General features: G+C 39.7%; 9 protein-coding genes. 1 reads left to right on the plus strand and 8 read right to left on the minus strand.

Annotated elements, in window-relative coordinates:
• Window positions 1–6: 6 nt before the first annotated feature.
• The 8 genes from I8751_RS18040 to I8751_RS18075 form a co-directional block, all read right to left on the minus strand.
• The gene (locus tag I8751_RS18040; RefSeq protein WP_214440500.1) at window positions 7–1,077 is read right to left on the minus strand and encodes an HAD-IIIC family phosphatase; all 1,071 of its coding nucleotides are present in this window, start codon (window positions 1,075–1,077) and stop codon (window positions 7–9) included.
• Window positions 1,078–1,079: 2 nt separating this feature from the next.
• Window positions 1,080–2,264: an acyl-CoA dehydrogenase family protein gene (locus tag I8751_RS18045; protein ID WP_214440501.1), complete on the minus strand. Its 1,185-nt coding sequence runs from the start codon at window positions 2,262–2,264 to the stop codon at window positions 1,080–1,082.
• 3 nt (window positions 2,265–2,267) lie between these two features.
• Window positions 2,268–2,519 (minus strand): acyl carrier protein, encoded by a 252-nt coding sequence (locus I8751_RS18050; protein WP_214440502.1) that lies wholly within the window; start codon window positions 2,517–2,519, stop codon window positions 2,268–2,270.
• 243 nt (window positions 2,520–2,762) lie between these two features.
• Window positions 2,763–3,623, minus strand: coding sequence for a 3-hydroxyacyl-CoA dehydrogenase family protein (locus I8751_RS18055; protein WP_214440503.1), 861 nt, complete (start codon window positions 3,621–3,623; stop codon window positions 2,763–2,765).
• Between the two features lie 70 nt (window positions 3,624–3,693).
• On the minus strand, window positions 3,694–7,683 hold the full coding sequence (locus I8751_RS18060) for a type I polyketide synthase (RefSeq protein ID WP_214440504.1): 3,990 nt from the start codon (window positions 7,681–7,683) through the stop codon (window positions 3,694–3,696).
• A gap of 284 nt (window positions 7,684–7,967) precedes the next feature.
• Complete coding sequence (locus I8751_RS18065) at window positions 7,968–11,192, minus strand: non-ribosomal peptide synthetase (RefSeq protein ID WP_214440505.1); 3,225 nt, start codon at window positions 11,190–11,192, stop codon at window positions 7,968–7,970.
• 114 nt (window positions 11,193–11,306) lie between these two features.
• Complete coding sequence (locus tag I8751_RS18070) at window positions 11,307–12,365, minus strand: TauD/TfdA family dioxygenase (protein ID WP_214440506.1); 1,059 nt, start codon at window positions 12,363–12,365, stop codon at window positions 11,307–11,309.
• Complete coding sequence (locus I8751_RS18075; protein WP_214440507.1) at window positions 12,362–15,883, minus strand: condensation domain-containing protein; 3,522 nt, start codon at window positions 15,881–15,883, stop codon at window positions 12,362–12,364. The genes I8751_RS18070 and I8751_RS18075 overlap by 4 nt, the downstream gene beginning before the upstream one ends.
• Window positions 15,884–16,469: 586 nt before the next feature.
• Here I8751_RS18075 and I8751_RS18080 point away from each other — a divergent pair.
• Complete coding sequence (locus I8751_RS18080) at window positions 16,470–19,334, plus strand: TonB-dependent receptor domain-containing protein (protein WP_318780344.1); 2,865 nt, start codon at window positions 16,470–16,472, stop codon at window positions 19,332–19,334.
• Window positions 19,335–19,622: the final 288 nt, after the last annotated feature.

Consider the following 19,622-nt stretch of genomic DNA (forward strand, 5'->3'; position numbering starts at 1 on the left):
TTATTCCTAATGTAAAATCTCAACTTTCACGTAATCGGGAAAGGATTGAATGCGAGTTAAATCGTTTTCTAAAATTACTAAATCACCGTCTTTTCCAATTTCTTTAAATCCAGCAAATTTGTACGCAACATACATCATGCGATTGCGATTATTGGGTAAAAATTCTGCACATAAACGAGCATGATTTGTTTTAGCCAAATTCATTATATGGTTGAGCATAATTGTGCCGACACCTCTGGACATAACTCGGCATGACATCAGCAACAGTTTAATTGTCCACAGGCTAGCTTGACATTCTATTAGTGCTAACCCGATTTTGCCGTAACTGCCATATTTGTCATCTAAACTGGCAATTAATAATTTGTGTTGTGCTGATTGACGAAAATAATTGAGTTCATCATAAGAATATGTATAACCAGTTGTATTTAATTGATTGGTTCTTTGGGTTAATTCTTCTGCTCTTTGTAAATCTTCTGTTTGGGCTGTGGATATAGTAAAAGACATTTGCAGCGTGGCTAGAAATTCCTCTGATGTGCCGACAAACTCTGTTTCTGCATTTTGACGCTGAATATCGCTTAGGTACATTAACCTTCTCTGGCGAGAATCTGCTGTTATAAAACGCGGATTCATCGCTGGCATATCTAATAATTTTGCCAATTCTGAGGCATTGATACAGGAAATTTCTGGTAGAGAAAATTTGACTTCTTCTAGTTCAAATAACTGGTCATCAATAAAAGCGATCGCATCCAAACCAATATTGATTATTTTAGCGATTTCTTGCAAAGAACTAGATTTAGAATTCCAGTTAATTTGGGGATATAAAAAATAATCTTGTAAGCCCAATTCTACCAGTTTATTCATTGCTATGTCATAATCATTCTTGCTAGCAATGGATTGTAAGATACCTCTGCTATCTAAAGTATGGATAATATCAATGATATTTCCGCGCAAGTCAACTTGCTTATCTTCTAATAACACACCATGCCATAAGGTATTATCTAAATCCCAGACTACGCATTTAATGATTTGTTTTTCTACTGATTGTTGTCGAACTAATTCATTGGGAATATTAATCATTTTTACATCCTTGCCACTAACTTTGGAGCCATCAGAGACTGAACAGGTTGTGACAAATATTCTTGATAGGCGTAGTCGGCGATCGCAATTTGTTGAATTTGCGTACTACCTTCAATAATTTCCATGATTTTGGCATCGCGGAGATATCTTTCTACAGGATATTCACTACTACAACCATTACCACCGTGAATTTGTACCGCATCATTAGCTATTTTCGTAGCCGTGGTGGATGCGAAATATTTAGCTATAGAAGTTTCAGTAATTGAACGAGGATCACCAATATCTTTGAGATAACCAGCTTGATAACATAGCAATCTGGCTGCTTTGAGATTAGTTAGCATCTCTGTAATCATTTGCCGAATTAATTGATGTTCTTTGAGATAAACACCAAATTGCTGGCGTTGATTTGTATATTGAATGCAGGCTTCTAAAGAAGCTTGAGCAATCCCTATACAACCCCAAGCAACACTGTATCTGCCATAATCTAATGCAGTAGCAGCTACATGAGAAAAACCAAAACCGACGCGTCCCACTAAATTTTCTTGGGGAATGCAGCATTCTTCAAAGTGCAATTCAGCTAACATCGAAGCTTTTACGCCTAGCATTCCAGAAATTGGTTTAATCACCAATCCGGGGGTATTTTTTGCAACTAAAAAAGCTGAAGATTGACCAGCATATTGAGCAAATACTAAAAAAATATCAGCAACTTGTCCGTAGGTAATCCATTTTTTTTGCCCATTCAATATAAAAACATTATCTACTAATTTGGCTGTTGTTTCTACACTTTTAGCATCACTGCCAACATTTGGTTCGCTTAAGGCAAAAGCAGCGATAACTTTACCTGATGCTAATTTGGGTAGCCAATTTTCTTTTTGTGATTTGCTTCCCCATTTATACATTGCCTGGGAAACCATACTATGAACTGTTAACAAACTTCGTAAAGAAGAACAACCACGACCGATTTCTTCGTTCAATAGACCGAAGGTAATCATGTCCATTTCTTTGCCGTTGAATTGTCGAGGTAGTATGGCTGATAAAACGCCTTTTTGGGCTAATTTATCAATTAAATGTTTAGGGGTATGTTCCTGGCGATCGCATCCACTGGCATAAGGAATAATTTCTTGCTCAACGAATTTTCTAAACTCAGCTTGAGCGTTTTTTTGTTGGTCATTTAGTTCTAGTTGCATTGTTTAATTAGAGGCGAATAAGGCTGTTTTACGTTCTACGAGTTTGGTAATAGCATTGATAGTGCGGAAATTTTCAAAATCTAAGTCTTCATTATCGATAGAAATTTGAAATTGTTGTTCAACAAACAACACTAATTGCATGGCAAACATCGAGTTGACGAATCCTAGAGAAAAAATATCTTCATCCGGCTGTAAGTCATGATTGCCGAAAAATTTAGAAAGAAATGCTTTGATTTGGGTTTGAATTTCTGCCATATTTTATCAACTTTTGTTGACTGTTGACTGTTGATTAACTTATTTCATTGATATAGCGGTTTCCGACCTAGTGAAGTACATTTTCAAAGCTATTAACCGTGTTAAACAAGATTTTGATTTACCTTATACTAATTCTCTATGAAGATGCATAGAATATTAAACGAACCGCCAAGTACGCCAAGAGCGCCAAGAATAGAGAGTTACTCATTTAGTGCAGCTTCACATTAAATTGGTATTAGTTACTTAAGAAACGCTATAAGCATAAAATCCCTTACCACTTTTTCTCCCATACAATCCTGCATCCACCATTTTTTTGAGCAGGATACAAGGTCGATATTTACTATCATTGAAGCTTTCATATAAAACTTCAATGGAAAATAAAATCGTGTCTAAACCAATTAAATCTGCTGTTTCTAGCGGCCCCATTTTATGACCAAAGCAACTTTTGAAGATCCGATCAACTTCTTCTGCTGTTGCTACTTGGTCTTGCAAAAGAAAGATGGCTTCGTTGATAGTCAGCATCAACACACGATTGGAAACGAATCCAGGTGCATCATTGACAATGATGCAGTCTTTACCCATTTGCGCTAACATTTGCTTCGTTGTTACAATGGTATCATCCGAAGTGTGATAACCACGAATTACTTCTACCATTGGCTTCATTGGCACTGGATTCATAAAATGTGTGCCAATGACTTTAGTAGCCCGTTTAGTTATTGAAGCAATACGGGTAATAGATATTGCTGATGTGTTAGCTGCAAATATACAATCTGGTGAACAAATAGTATCTATTTGCTGATATACCCTATTTTTAATATCCCACTTTTCGGTGACATTTTCTATAATAAATTCTGCATTTTCCAAAAATTTATAATTTGTAGAAAACTTAATTTTACTCAGGATAGTGTCGGGACTTGTGGGATTCTCGGTTTTTTGAAATAGACTTTGAAATCTGATGTTATTTTTAATTTGCTGTGTAGCTTGATTGAGAATATCTTCTGAGATATCTACGAGAATTACTTGATGACCAGTTTGAGCAAGGTTTTGAGCCATTCCGACCCCCATAACTCCTGCTCCAATAACACCAACTACTTGAATTTCCATAATTTGAATTGTTTTTTGGTATATTGATCAAGTTTGCTCCCCTTCTTGATTTAGAGAAGGGGATAAATGTTTAGCTACGGATAGCGTAAACGTTATAGATATTTGAGCCTTGATACAAATCTTCTTGTTCGGCTACAACTTGATACCCTTGTTTTTTTAACAAATTAGTTATCTGTTCGAGCCTTCCTTCTATGTCGTGTACCTCAATCACAATCTGCCGAATTTTTGACCAATCTTGTGCTTGAATGCCTTCTATTACTTCCATTTCACATTTTTGAACGTCAATTTTGAGTAAGTCTATAGATTTGACGTTTTGTTCGCTAATGATGTCAGACAGGGTTTTTAATTGACAGTTATAATGCTGTTCTTTGAATCTTTCTTCTAATAACTCATCAGCATGTTCCATGACTTTATCCATGCCAGTCATGCCAGTTTCTAGCTGATTGAGCATGATAGCTTTTAAGACTTCCTTTTCTTCTTCTTTGTCAGCATAAAAGGAAGACATCCCAGAACTGTTGGGATAAAACGTAAAGGTAGCTGTTTTTGTTTGGTTGGATACCCCAAAGTTGAAAAGTTTAGCATTTACTTCATACAAATTCGTATTCAGGCGGAGGATTTCAAACAAAGGTGGAGCAGGTTCAAAAGCATAAATTGTGGGATTTTGACAGTGTTGAGCCATAAAAAGTGTAAACATGCCGATGTTTGCTCCCACATCAAAAATACAGGCGCGATCGCCTAACGTAATTCCATGTTTGACATACACCTGATTTTGAAAAATATCTTCGTAGAAATAATCAGCTTCTGCTTTGGTTTGATAGGCAATTTCTAAATTGTTGGGTAATTTATAACGTTGTTGAGTATTGGCTGAAAGTGTTTGTTCTGATTTTGGTGCAACTAAAACAAATTGTTGCACAGTATCTTCTGGTAATTCTTCTAGCTCTGCTATGAGCATTTCTTCAATTACTAAAGCTAATTCACTGACTGTAGGTGCTTCAAACAAAGGACGCAGTGACATCTCTACATCAAAATCTTTGCGGAGTTGAGAAATCAGTTGAATACCTAACAGTGAGTGACCACCTAATTCAAAGAAATTGTCATAAATTCCAACTTGTTCAATACCCAATAATTCTTGATAAAGGGTAGCAATGCGGCTCTCAATTTCGTTAGTAGGTGCAACGTAAGGATTACGAAGATTAGAGCGCGATTGCGGAGAGAAAACAGATTCTAGAGTTTTTGTTGTTTCTGTTTCCTCTGCAATTGACTCCGAATTGAGGGCAACAGATGTTTGTTTAGCTGGTGAAATCCAATAACGTTGTCTTTCAAAAGGATAGGTTGGTAAAGGTAGGCGATCGCGTTTTTCTTCTGCATAAAATCCTGACCAGTCTATCTGCACTCCTGAGAGCCACAGTTGACCTAATGTGTTCAGCAAAAAGCCAACGTCTGATTGTTGTTCGTAAGCATAACGCAACGAAGGTAATACAACTCGATCGCTTTCTAAACATTGCATTGCCAAGCTGCTTAAAGACTGTCCCGGCCCTACTTCTAATAAAACTGGGTTATGTCTTGCCGATAAATGATTGATTCCCGCAGCAAACAGCACGGGCTGACACAAATGCTGCACCCAATATTCTGGGTCTATGGCTGCGGCTGGAGTAATCCAAGTACCAGTGACGTTGGAAATATAGGGAATTTGGGGAGGTTGCAGGTTGAAGGTGGCGACTAAATCTCTAAGAGTAGGCGTGATCGCTTCCATCATGGTGGAATGGAAGGCATGAGAAGTAACCAGCCGCCGGCAAGCCACTCCTTGTTTGGTTAATTTCTGTTCTAGTTCCTCTACAGCTTCTATAGGCCCAGCAACTACACACAAAGAATTTCCATTTACAGCTGATAACGATAGTTGCTCACCTAGTAGGGGATAGACTTCTTTTTCTGTTAGTGGAACAGCTAACATGGCACCACTAGGCAACTCTTGGATCATTTGCGCTCTTTTGGCTACCAATGTGAGCGCATCTTCCAGGGAAAGAACTCCGGCGAGAGTTGCGGCTACATATTCACCCAAACTGTAGCCAATCATCGCCATCGGGCGAATTCCCCACGACATCCACAATTGCGCCACAGCATATTCAATTACGAATACAGCCGGCTGGGTAAGAAAGGTTTGATTGAGTTGTTGTGTGGCTGCATCTGCTGGTTCTACATCCCGACCTAACATTTTTCGCAAATCTAAACCTGTAGTCCCAACCGCGCTTTTTTTAGAGGATTGAGGATACAATACATCCCGTAAATCAAGACCCAAAATCGGTTTGAGGAGTTCACAGCAATTATCAACTTGTTGCCTGAATACTAACTCACCTTCGTATAGTTCCCCAGCCATATCCACATAGTGAGTTCCCAAACCCGGAAACATAAAAGCCACAGGATGTTCTTGAGCCTCTTGAAAGCTGGATTTGACTCGTTGGGGATTTTGCAAAGCCGCGATCGCATCTTCGACATCACGACAGACAACCGCTTGTCTATAGTTGAAAGTCCGTCGCCCTACCTGCAATGTGTAAGCTACATCAGCCAAGTTAATGTCTGGATTTTGCTTGAGGTGATCTGCAAGATTAGCCGCAGCCGTTACCAGTGCTGATTCTGTTTTTGCAGACAGAACTAACAGCTGATATTTTTTCCCCTGCTCCTCTGCTCCTCGGTCACTGAGCGCAGTCGTTCGCGTAGCGTCTCGTAGAGAAGTGCTGCTTTTCTGCTCCCCTAAAACTGGTGCTTCTTCTAGAATCACATGAGCGTTAGTTCCCCCAATTCCAAAAGAACTTACACCTGCGCGTCTAGGAGTGCCGTTTCTTTCCCATGTTGATAGTTTATTGTTGACGTAAAAGGGACTGTTAGCGAAATCAATTTCGGGATTAGGCTGCTCAAAATGCAAACTGGGTGGGATTTGTTTATGTTTAAGTGCCAAAACAGTTTTGATCAAGCTGGCAATTCCCGCCGCCGCATCCAAGTGGCCAATGTTAGTTTTTACAGAACCAATGGCGCAAAATCCCTGCTTTTGAGTATTGGCGCGAAAAGCTTTGGTTAAAGCTTTAATCTCAATCGGGTCTCCTAAAGCTGTACCAGTACCGTGAGTTTCGATATAAGTAACGGTTTCGGGATTGATATCACCCAAAGCTAGGGTTTCTGCAATGACTTTTGCTTGTCCTTCTATACTTGGTGCTGTGTAGCCAACTTTAGCTGCACCGTCGTTATTGACAGCCACACTTTTAATCACCGCATGGATGCAATCTCTATCAGCGATCGCATCTTCTAATCGCTTCAACACTACAACGCCTAAACCACTCCCACCTACTGTTCCTTGGGATTTAGCATCAAAGGCACGACATTGACCAGTAGGAGACAAAACACCCCCTTCTTGATATATGTAACCGGCTTTTTGCAGGACGTTGACACTCACGCCACCTGCTAAAGCCATATCACATTGGTAATTGAGTAAACTTTGACAAGCTAAATAAATAGCAACTAAAGATGTAGAACAATTTGTTTGAACTCCAATACTTGGCCCTTTGAGATTTAACTTATAAGCAACCCGTGTGGCAAGGTTATCTTTTTCATTGCCAATCAGTGTTTGATAATCAATAGCTGTGCCTAAAAAACCTCGGTTCTGAGTGAGGTTAAATAATAGATAACTGTTCCAACCTGTACCAGCATAAACTCCTATTTGACCAGGATAATTTTCGGAGTTGTAACCAGCATTTTCTAAAGCAGACCAAGCACATTCTAAAAATAGACGATGCTGTGGATCAGTAATGGCTGCTTCTTTAGGATTAAAACCAAAAAATGCCGCATCAAATAAATCTATATCTTCTAATATAGCCCCTGCTTTAATATGTTTAGGATCATTGATTACGCTAGGTTCAATACCTGTAGAAATTACATCTTCGTCAGTTAATTGAGAAATAGCCTCAACACCATCCCGAAGATTCTGCCAAAATTCATCTAAATCTTTGGCTTTCGGAAAGCGTCCCGCCATCCCGATAATTGCAATACCTTCTATTTCTGAGCTACTCATTAATTCATCCAAACACTTAATAATTCAAAAAAACTTTCTCTTGAAAAGTGATGATGTCTGACGACAAGCCGCTTGCGCGTCTACGGAGGAAGTCGGCGCTCATACTTTTCGCTGCGTACCTTTGGGTTAAAGAAAGATACACTTTTAAACGTTAATTAATAACTCGATCTCAAATAAGGAAAAGCTGAAGTCGTCAATTTTAAACGTAGTTTATTGATAGTTTGAAAATCTGTAGTTTTGACCATACCCTTCTCCTAGTAATTTTTATCGACTTCCGACTTCATTCATCTGCTGCTACGTAATCCTTTTTGACGATTAATAGCAGCTTTTTGTTTTTGCGTCCGGTCGTGAACTAGTTGCAATTCCAATGCGGAATCCTGCTCTTGAGTTAAATATTTTGCTAAAGAATGAATCGTGGGATATTCAAGCAATTCAATCATTGATAAATCAAGCTTTAACAGTTCCCGCAGTTGATTGTGAACTTGAGCCACCAGCAAAGAGTGACCACCAACATCAAAAAAGTTATCGTGAATTCCTACTTTTTCTAAATGGAGTACATCTTGCCAAACAGCAGTAATAGTTTTTTCTATCTCTGTGCTGGGTGCAACATAAGCGACTTCTAAATCTGGTCTGAATTCATCTGGTATTGGAAGTGTTTTTCTATCCACTTTGCCGTTAGTAGTCAAAGGTAAAATCTCAAGTTCTACAAAAGCTGATGGAATCATGTACTCTGGTAGTTTATCTGCTAAAAATTGACCCAATTCAGTAGTAGCAAAAGGTGATTTAGCATCAAAAACTATATATGCAGCTAAACGTTGATTTCCTGGTACATCTTCTCGCAACAATACCACAGCTTCTTTTACATTGGAATGTTCAAGAATAGCTGCTTCAATTTCTGCTAACTCAATCCGAAAACCTCTTAATTTGACTTGATTATCAATTCTTCCTAGAAATTCCAAATCACCATCTTTACGGTGACGTACCAAATCACCCGTTTTATAAAGTCGTGTTCCTGGAGTATGACTAAAAGGATTAGGAATAAATTTTTCAGCCGTCAATTCTGGTCTGTTTAAGTAGCCTCGTGCTACACCATCACCACCAATGTACAGTTCTCCTTCTTCATCCACACCAACGGGTTGTAAGTTCTCATCTAGTACATAAAGCTGTGTATTGGCAATCGGACGACCGATAGGAATTGAGCCAGAATATTGTTGACCTTTGGTTACTTGATAAACGCAACAGCCAACAACGGTTTCTGTGGGGCCGTATTCATTCACCAGCATGGTATCAGGGGCAAAATTTTGCCAAAAACTAACATTTTTGGCTAAAAGATTTTCACCGCCAATAATTAATGCTCTAGTACAACCTGCCGCTGTTTCAGGGGATAATTGTCCTGCGAGTAATTCTAAGTGAGCAGGTGTGATTTTCACCAAACTCAAGTTAGAACTGCGACGTAAAGCAGTAGAAAGTGTTTCAATACCTTTATGTTCTGGTAATAATTCTACGGAACGACCTACCAATAAAGGTGAAAACAGGCTGGTAATTGTCAGGTCAAATCCTAAAGGAGAGTGGACAAGAGTACCATTACCTTGAGCTATCGTATAAGCTTGGGTACACCAGCTAAGATAATTAACCAATCCTCGGTGTGGAATCAATGTGCCTTTGGGTTTGCCGGTGGAACCAGAGGTATAGATAACATAAGCTAAGTTTTGTGGGGTGGTTTGGCTAATTGGGTTGTCTTGTGGCTGTTGAGCTATGTCTTCCCAGTTTGTATCTAGACAAATAGTTTTGATACCTTCTGTAGGTAAGCTGCTTACTAGATGCTGTTGGGTGAGAAGTATTGATATTTGACTATCAGCTAAGATAAAAGCCTGTCTTTCTGGTGGATAGGTTGGCTCGATAGGGACATAAGCACCACCAGCTTTGAGAATTCCTAACACCCCAACTACAGTCGATAAAGAACGCTCAACGCAAATACCTACCAACACCTCTGGCTTCACACCCAATTGTTGTAGGTAGTGAGCTAGTTGATTAGCTTGAGCATTTAATTCTCGGTAAGTGAGTTGTTGACTACCACAGATAACAGCGATATTATCTGGTGTTTGCTCCACTTGTGCAGTCAATAAGTCTTGGATGCACTTATCGCTTTGGTAAGAAGTTTGGGTATTGTTGAACTCAACTAAGAGTTGTTGGCGATCGCGATCGTTTAAAATATTTAAGCTACTAATAACTGCTTGAGGATTAGTAACAACACTAATTAACAAACTCTGAAATTGTCCCGCTAATCGCTCGATAGCATCAGTCGTAAATAGACAAGTGTCGTAGTGCAACTCATAGCCAAGACAATCATCTTGACTCCAACCAGAGAGTTTAATTTTAAATCGGTCAATATAAGCATACTGTTGATCAATAGAAAATTCTAGCTCATCAACAGCATACTTTGCTTCTCTATGTTCAAACTCAAAACAAAATGGCAGGAAAGATGCTCCTATATCTTCTACAGAAAAATATTCCTGCCACTCAGAATTTTTAATAGTCAATTCATGGATTTGCTGCAAAACTTCACTAAATTTCAGGTTATCTTTTAATTCACAAATAAGTGGTAAATACTTGGCAAATAGTCCTAACGCCGACTCTAGACCTTCATAATTGCGACCATCATGAGCAACCCCAACAATCATCTGAGGCTGTTTTGTCAGTCGCCATAGCAAAATTGTAAAGCAAGTCAGTAAAACTTTAGCCGTAGAAGTATTATATTGATAAGCAATTTTTGCAATGTTAACCTTTAAATTATGCTCAAGTTTTGAGACGAGAAACTTGGGTGCAAATTTAGTCTTAACAGTGATTTTATTTTCGCTTTTTAGCTGTAAGTTAGTTAATGCAGCAAAATCTTGTTTCCACCAATACTCTTTACCTAGTTTTGTTTCTTCTGAGAATAGTAAATCATTGAAAATTTCCGATATATCTGCATATTGTATCACCCCATTAGGTAATTTGTGACCACACAAGCAAGCTGAGTAAGTATCAGCAATTTCCTTAACCAAATTTTTTAATGCAATTGTGTCGGCACAAATAGCAGGCAAACTCAAAATCAATTTATGTTTTTCAATAGACAGTTGTACAAGAGCAATATTTACAAGTGGTAATTGTTCAAAATTCAAAGGTAATTTGCTGAACTTGTCAAACAAAATGGCGATATTTTCTGCTTGTAATTGAACAGTTAAATCACCAAAATTATATTCTTGAATTAGAGGAATAGTATCTAATATACTATCATTGATAATTTGAATGGGAATATCCATCCCTTGTAAAAAACGAAAAGAAGTGCGTAAAATTTCTTGATGCTGCCAGACAACTTTTAAAGCTTGATTAAAAATTTGACGATCAAATCTACCATTAATATCAACACTAAACTGCACACGATAAGGCTGCATTGTATCAGTTTTTTGCAACAACCATAAGTGCTTTTGTTGTGGAGATAAACGAAACCCTCTAATATCTTCTTGCATATTTATGCCTTTATTCTTGACCTCTAAATAACTTGATAATATCCAAAATCTAGGGTGCGTCAATTAATGCCGTAAAATCTAACTATTCTAAAAAATTATTCATACTGAGGCACCCTAGCAATTATTTAATTCTGAATTCTTCACCGGGGTTGACATTCCCACTACAATTTTTCTGTCACCTACAAATGGCGCACGTCCATGAGCAACTAGCATATTATCTAGCATGAGGATATCTCCTTGTTGCCAGAGAAACATCACTGTTTCTTGTTGATAAGCGGAACGAATTTCATCTAAAACTGTAGATTCAATAGGTGAACCGTCACCATAATAAGTGTTCTGCGGTAAGTCTGATTCTGAAAATTCTGCTAGTAGGGAATCACGCATTATCGGTTCTAAAGTTGATATGTGAAAAAACGCAGCGTGATTAAACCACAGCATTTCACCTGTTTTGGGGTGCTTAGTTACAGCCTGACGAATTTGTCTGGTTCTCAAGCAATTATTTTCTGTCCATTCAACTTCGATATCATTTTTGCGGCAATATTCTTCTACTTGAAGCGGATCATTTGTTTGAAAAACTGTTTGCCAAGGTAAACCAAATCCTTTGCCGAAGTTGCGAACATACATGACTTGCCTTTGACTAAATTTTTCTCTAACTTGAGGACTGATGCGTTGATATACTTTTCTGACATCAGCAATTGGTGTTTCTCCTCCTTGCTGTGCTGCTGTGACACAGAAAAAGAATATTTTTAAAGGCCAAGTTTGCTGATAGGAATTTTCGTTGTGTAAGAAAATGCTTTGATTAGCAGGATAGTCAGTAGAGGTATAGATATTACCACTAACATGACTGCGTGGTGAAGAACGTTCTTTATACTCTAATAAATTACCTGATACAATTTCGATAAACTGCTCAAATTCTCCTACGCCGTTGACATTAAAGTTGCGAAAAAGTATGCCTCCGTATTTGAGCAATTCTGTTTCTATCAAAGATTGATTACTTCTAATCCAAGCTAAAAGATTAATTCCTTCTACGTTAGGTTTAATGATCAATGGTAAAGTTTTCTCAGACTGAAAAAATTCTGTCTTAATCAGTTGCTCTTGGGAGAGACTAATAGTTTGTCGTTTGATTGTTGGTAATTTTTTGATACCAGTATTATAAGTTTCAGAGTTTTTCATAATGCAAACTCTTCTGTAATAACTTTGCGCTTTAGGTTCTGAAATTTTTGCAGACGAGCTTGTTTTAGTTCTTGTTCTTGTGCAAGTTGGTGTTTTTGGTCAGCTTGAGTCAGTATTTCTTTCAATTCATTAATCCTGAGTTGAGGTTTAACAACGAGAGTTTCTAAAAGATTGACTAAATTTGACAGCAAACGCGTGATAGTTGCTACTGCAAATAAGTCTGTGCTGTATTCTAACCACCCGATTAGACCTTGTTCTGTTTCTGTGAAATTCAAAAGTAAATCATATTTGGCAGTGTGATTATCAACTTCGGTAACGCCTACACTCAAACTAAAAAGTGTTACAGGTGGCATGGGTGTATTTTGCAATACCAGCTTGACTTGAAATAATGGTGTCCGATTTAAAGTTCGTTCTGGATTTAAAACTTCTACTAATTTGTCAAAAGGCACATCTTGATTCGTATAAGCTTCTATAGTTATCTGACGCACTTGTGTGAGTAATTCTATAAAGGTAGGATTATCAGACAGATTTGTACGCAGCACTAATTGGTTGACAAAAAACCCGATTAATCCGTGGGTCTGAACTTGATTACGGTTAGCAATGTCTGTACCGACTACAATGTCATCCTCGTTGGTGTACCAGCACAACAACACATCAAAAGCTGCTAGCAGAGTCATAAATAAAGTGACTCCCTGCTGTTGGCTAAGTAGTTTTAATGCGGCTGTCAGAGATTCAGAAATAACTACAGGTTGTCGTTTGCCTTGAAATGTTTGTACTGTGGGTCGGTGATAATTAGTAGGTAGTTCTAAGGCTGGCAGGTTCTTGAGTTGTTTTTGCCAGTATGCTAGTTGAGTTTCTAGAACTTCCCCGTCTAACCATTGCCGTTGCCAGATAGTATAGTCTGCATACTGAATGGTTAACTCAGGTAAGGGTAAGGGTTGACTCTGAGTAAAAGCTTGGTACAGTACAGTCAGTTCATGAATGAGTACTCCCATTGACCAACCATCAGCAATGATGTGGTGCATGACAAGTAACAATGTGTATTCTTGCTCGCTGCAATGTACTAGAGTAACTCGCAACAATGGTGCTGTGGTTAAATCAAATGGCTGTTGAGCTGCTTCGAGTGTAATTTTTTGTAATTCGGTGGGGCGATCGCTTGCCGCAAAATTCCGCAAATCAACTACAGGTACTTCTATACTTACACTAGGGCAAATCTCTTGTTTTGGTGTCCCGTCCACAGTTTTGAAACTGGTATGCAAAGCTTCGTGACGTTGCACAATTGCATTGAAGCTGCTTTCAAGAGCCTGGATGTTGAGTACACCTTTGAGATCTAAGGCAACGGCAATATTATAAAAAGAGCTATCAGGTTGTAATTTTTGCAAATACCAGAGCCTCTGCTGTGCATAGGATAGAGGTAAATTTTCTGTTCTCGGCTGGGGATGCACAATACCACTACTCTGAGATGCTGTTGCTAATCGTTCCAATATCTGCGTTACCAAATGTTTGATGCTGGAACTTTGAAAAAGGTCTACTACTGAGACATTGATACCACAGATAGCTTCTATATGATTTTTCACCTCAAAGACTTTTAAAGAATCTAACCCCAAACTCGTCAAAGGTTGTTCTAAGTCTATAGAAAATGCTGCACCGCCTAGTATTTGAGCAATTTTTTGTCTGAGATAGGATATAAGTAAGGATTCCTGCTGTTGAGGTGCTGCCGCCAAGATTACCTCACGAGTTAAGCTAGGCTCACTTTCTTCACTATCAACACTGTCTAAAATACTGCTGCCAATAACATTGAGATTGCCTGCTAAATACTCTTTTTTGGTCGCACGGCGTTGAATCTTACCACTAGAAGTTTTGGGAATAGTACCAGCTTTAATTAAAACTACTGCATAAACTTGGATTTCGTGTGCTTCGGCAACTGCTTGACGAATTTTAGCTGTCACTTCGTCAATGTTTGGTTTAGCGCGAAACTCTAATTCTTGGACTACAACAAGTCTTTCTTCATTGTCCACTTCTACTGCAAACGCTGCTCCTGCACCAGCACGTAACAATGGATGACTGCGTTCTGTGGTCAATTCTATATCTTGTGGATACAGGTTGCGACCACGAATGATGATTAAATCTTTCAAACGACCGGTAATAAAGAGTTCACCATTGTCTAAAAAGCCTAAGTCTCCGGTGCGTAGAAAGGGGCCTTGTTTGGTGTCTTGGACATAAGCATGAAAAATTCGGTCTGTCTCTAGACTGCACCTCCAGTAGCCTTGACCAACACTCGGCCCGGAAACCCAAATTTCTCCGACTTCGTGGGGTTGACACTGTTGTAAAGTCTCTGGATGGGCAATGACAATATTTTGTTGTGGTAGGCTGTAACCGCAACCCACAAAGTTCTGGATATCTTCTTGATCTGTACGAGCTTCGATAATCTGGTTTTGGGAGAGAGCCGATTTGTTAACTGTTTTAATCGTTGGTGAGGCGGTTTTTGCAACTCCACTTACCATCAAAGTTGCTTCCGCCATCCCGTAACAGGGATAGAACGACTCTTTACGAAAACCACATTTTGCAAAAGTAGCGGCAAAGCGCTCTAGAGTTTCGTGGCGAATAGGTTCAGCACCGTTAAAAGCTACGCTCCAACTAGTTAAGTCTAAAGTTTTTTTCTGTTCAGGGGTAATCTTTTGTACGCACAATTCATAGGCAAAGTTGGGGCCACCACTGGTTGTGCCTTGATAGTAGGAAATTGTTTGCAACCAACGGTAAGGACTTTGTAGAAATAATGCCGGGGCCATCAAAACACAAGGAAATCCACCATACAAAGGTTGTAAAATGCCGCCAATTAGCCCCATGTCATGATATACAGGCAACCATGAAACAAACTTACTGTCAGGCGAGTGTTCCATGAATTGATAAGTCATGGCTGCATTGTGCAGGAGGTTGCTGTGACTGAGGATTACGCCTTTGGGTGTGCCGGTAGAACCTGATGTATATTGCAGGAAAGCTAGGGAATCTTGATTGATATTAGGCTCTTGCCAAGCAGTTTCAATGTTTTCAGGCAAGTTATCAGTGGCCAGCCACTGTAGGCTTTCTGTAGTTGTTGTCGATAGTAGGGATTGTAATTTTGGGAGTAGTGCTGTTGTTGTCAGTGCCATCTTGGCCTGAGCATCTGCCACGATCGCCTGAACTCTAGGAGTATTACGCTGATTGTGCGGTGGATAAGCAGGAACTGCAACTACTCCTGCATACAAACACCCAAAAAAAGCAGTTAAAAAATCTAGTCCTGGTAAGTAAAGCAGGAGTACGCGCTCACCACTCATCCCCATCGCTTGTAGTTGGGAGGCGATCGCGCGACTACGTTGATCTAACTCTTGGTAAGTGAGTGTTGCTGCTTGTATTTCGCCATCTAGCAGGAAGGTAAAAGCTTCCCTTTGCGGCTGTGTCAAACTTCTGTGACGTAGAACATCAACAACCGTTGAGTAGTTTTGGGCAATTTCTGTTAAGCCCTGAGAAAGTTGAGTCATTGAGATGCACACCTAAGACATGGAAAATGCGCCACTGTCCATGCAACCCTCACCTTGTGAAAGCTGAGTGAGACAGCTTGTATTCAAGCTGATATTTGTTATTTACCAAAGATATGGCTCGTAAATCTGACTTGGCTTGTACCGCAACTAACTTCATACAACACCAGTATCTTAATGCAAATAGTTAGCATTTAGCAATCCCCTTTTTTAAAAAAAATTATCAACTTCTCTAAATGAGTTATTTTCTAATTATTGAGAAAGTTTTTCTTTATGACTAGAGGTATACTTGTCAAGTTGTAGTCATCACAAGCCTTACCGCTTTTATCAAGCTACTAGCCAACTATACAAAATTCTTGCTGAGTATAGGCTGCTAGTGGAGATTTCTACAGAAATATCACATTTTATTGTCAATTCTGGTACGGTTTGTGGTATTTTATGCGTGCTTTGCAACACTTGTAAAATTTGAAAGTAATTTGCAAAACTTTGGGCATTAAACTACTAAAAATTTGGAACAAATTAGTTTATTATTTTAAAATTAATGCCAATAAGTATTAATAAACTCAGAACTATTTGAGTGGTGAGTTGAGTGGTGCAATCCAGTGTGAAACAGATGAAGTTCCAGTACTACCTCTTTCAAAGCCTTTTATTGACAGGTTTTGCCATATTTTTAGCGACTACTCCGGTGGTGGGAAAGCAAGTAGAAGTTATAGATGCAGAATCGAGAAACTCGTCAAGTGATGCAAAAGCGAGTCTACATCAAAAGTCATCCCCAAAAATTTCAACATCTCCATCGGTATCAATCAAACTAGTTCAGTCTCCTGTACCCAGTGCGCCGAGTTCTTCTGAAATCTCAGCCATAACTAGTGTGAGGTTGGAAACAACAGATAAGGGTCTGGAGGTCTTTTTAGGGACAACAGCCGCAGAAACTTTGCAACTTGTCAACCGCAGTCAAGGTAATAGTTACATTGTTGAAATTCCCAACGCCCAACTGCGTCTAGCATCAGGTGAAAATACATTTCGGCAAGAGAATCCAGCAAAGGGAATCACGGAAGTCACAGTTATCAATCAAAATGCCAACACTGTCCAAATAACTGTGACAGGAACTTCCGGGCTACCAACGGCTGAGTTATTCGACTCTGACGAGAGCTTAATTATTGGTTTGACACCAGTAGCAGAGTCAGCACAACAACCAACAACCGAACCAACCACAGAACCAGAACAGCCCACAACTCAAACCGAACCAACCACAGAACCAGAACAGCCCACAACTCAAACCGAGCCAACCACAGAACCAGAACAGCCCACAACTCAAACCGAGCCAGAACAACCGACTGCGGAAGTTGATGATCCGATTGAACTAGTGGTGACAGCAACGCGTACAGAAGAAGACGTTACGAATATACCTCGCTCTGTCACCGTCATTACCCGTGAAGAAATTGAAAAACAATCAGCTACTACGAATGATATAGGAGATATCTTAGGGCGAACAGTTCCAGGATTAGGGCCACCAAACTCACTCAACCGCGCAGGTAACGCTCAGACTTTGCGGGGTCGTCCAGTGTCGATTCTGATTGATGGTGTACCACAGCAAGGTAATTCCTTTGTCAATACTCAGTTGGAGTATATTTCCCCAGATGCGATTGAAAGGATTGAAGTTGTACGAGGCCCTACAGCTGTCTTCGGTCAAGGTGCATCTGGTGGGGTAATTAACATCATTACAAGGAAACCCACCACTCAAGGATTCACTTCTACTGCTCAAATTGGGATCAACGCGGCGGCTGGCGGTGATGCGTTCTTGGGCGAAAATAGCTTTGGTAATTACCTGCAATATGGATTTTCCGGTAAGGATGGCATCTTTGACTATGTGTTTTCCATATCGCGCAATAGCGTTGGCGGCTTCTTTGATGCCAGTGGCGATCGCATTCCCAGCAACAACGCCACATCAGACGACACTGTATCTGCCAATATCTTAGGCAAGATAGGATTAGACATTGGTAAGGATCAACGTCTGCAATTTACCGTCAATCGTGGAAATAACTCGCGCAACATTAATTTCATTGCCGATCCAGTGACGCGCACGATTCCTGGATTGCAAAGGACTCGCGCCCTCAGACAAGAACAGGAATATCAAGGAACAGATACACCCCGAATTACCAGCACATCTGTTAACCTCAGCTATACCAACGATGCCATTTTTGGTAGTAGTAAACTACAAGCTCAAGCCTATTATCGGAGTTCCGAAGAGTTAGGCGTAGCTAGAGATGATCGAGGTCGGTTTGCAGATTCCATCAATCGCTTCCGTTCGGAAGAAGAAGTGTTTGGAGGGAGATTGCAGATTCAAACCCCCCTAAGTTCATCTGTATCCTTGCTGTGGGGATCTGATTACGAGAGACAACAAGAAGGAGCTACCCGCCAAGAGTTATTTGATCCAGTAGCATTTGATGCCGGCAGTGGCGATCGCCGGGTTCTGCGTCAAATTGGGGAACAAGTCTATTACCCAGCCTTTGATTTGAGTGGCTTAGGACTGTTTGCTCAGTTTCAATGGGATGCTAGCGAACAATTAATTCTCAGCGGTGGTTTGCGTCATGAACGCTTTAACTTTAGTGTAGATGAATTCACACCCTTATTTGATGACAACTTTGATCCCTATGTCGGGCCGAGCGTGGCTGGTGGTGAACTAGACTTTAGTGACACCGTATTTAATATTGGCACTGTCTATAAAGTCACGCCTGAAGTGAGCGTATTTGCCAACTTTGCTCAAGGTTATTCCGTACCACAACTCTTCCGCGTCCTTAACTTCCTACCACCTGGATTTAGCCTTGACAGAGATGTCCGCTTCCTCCAACCGCAAAAGGTAGACAACTACGAAATTGGGATACGCGGTAATTGGAACAATGTCCAAACAACCATAGCAGGATTTTTTAACTATTCTGCTCTGGGTCTATCTTCCAGAGGTCAGCCAGACGGTACGATTCAATATATCCGCGCTCCCCAAAGAAACTATGGGATTGAGGCGACTATAGACTGGCAAGCATCGAGCAATTGGAAACTTGGAAGTAGTTTCACTTGGACTGAAGGAGAAGATGATCAAAATGAAGATGGTGATTTCAACGCTCTGCGGACATTAGAAGTGCAGCCATTGAAGTTAACAGCTTATGTGGAAAATCAAACTACTCCAGGCTGGCGTAATCGATTGCAATTACTCTATGTCGGAAATCGCGATCGCGGTTTTGAAGCAGGCAGTGATTTTGTCAAAATTCAAGATTATATTGTTGTCGATTACATCAGCAGTTTTCAAATTGGTTTAGGAAGTCTAGAAGTAGGTGTGCAAAACCTATTTAACAGTAGATATTCTTCTGTGTTTTCTCAAGCAGGTGGTGGACTTGATGAATTGTTGAATAACTATGAACGAGGCCGAACCCTTAGTGTTAATTACCGCGTTAGTTGGTAATTAGTATGGAATACTAGATCCCCGACTTCTTGAGGAAGTTGGGGATCTGAAATCGATTACTTTTTTATACATTTTTCAGGAGGCTAAAATTAAATTTAGAAGTTACATAAAATTATTTTTTATAGGTTTATTTTCTATCATCTTACTTTGGATTTATCAGTCTGTTACTGACAACAAAGCCAGTCAATTTGATAGTAATTTACCTATTTCTTCATCAGCAGTACCTACACGAATAGTTAAACATGCTGGCGGAGAAACAAAGATTCCCATCAATCCTCAACGGATCAT

The organism is Atlanticothrix silvestris CENA357 (assembly GCF_016056295.1).
Lineage (GTDB): Bacteria > Cyanobacteriota > Cyanobacteriia > Cyanobacteriales > Nostocaceae > Atlanticothrix > Atlanticothrix silvestris.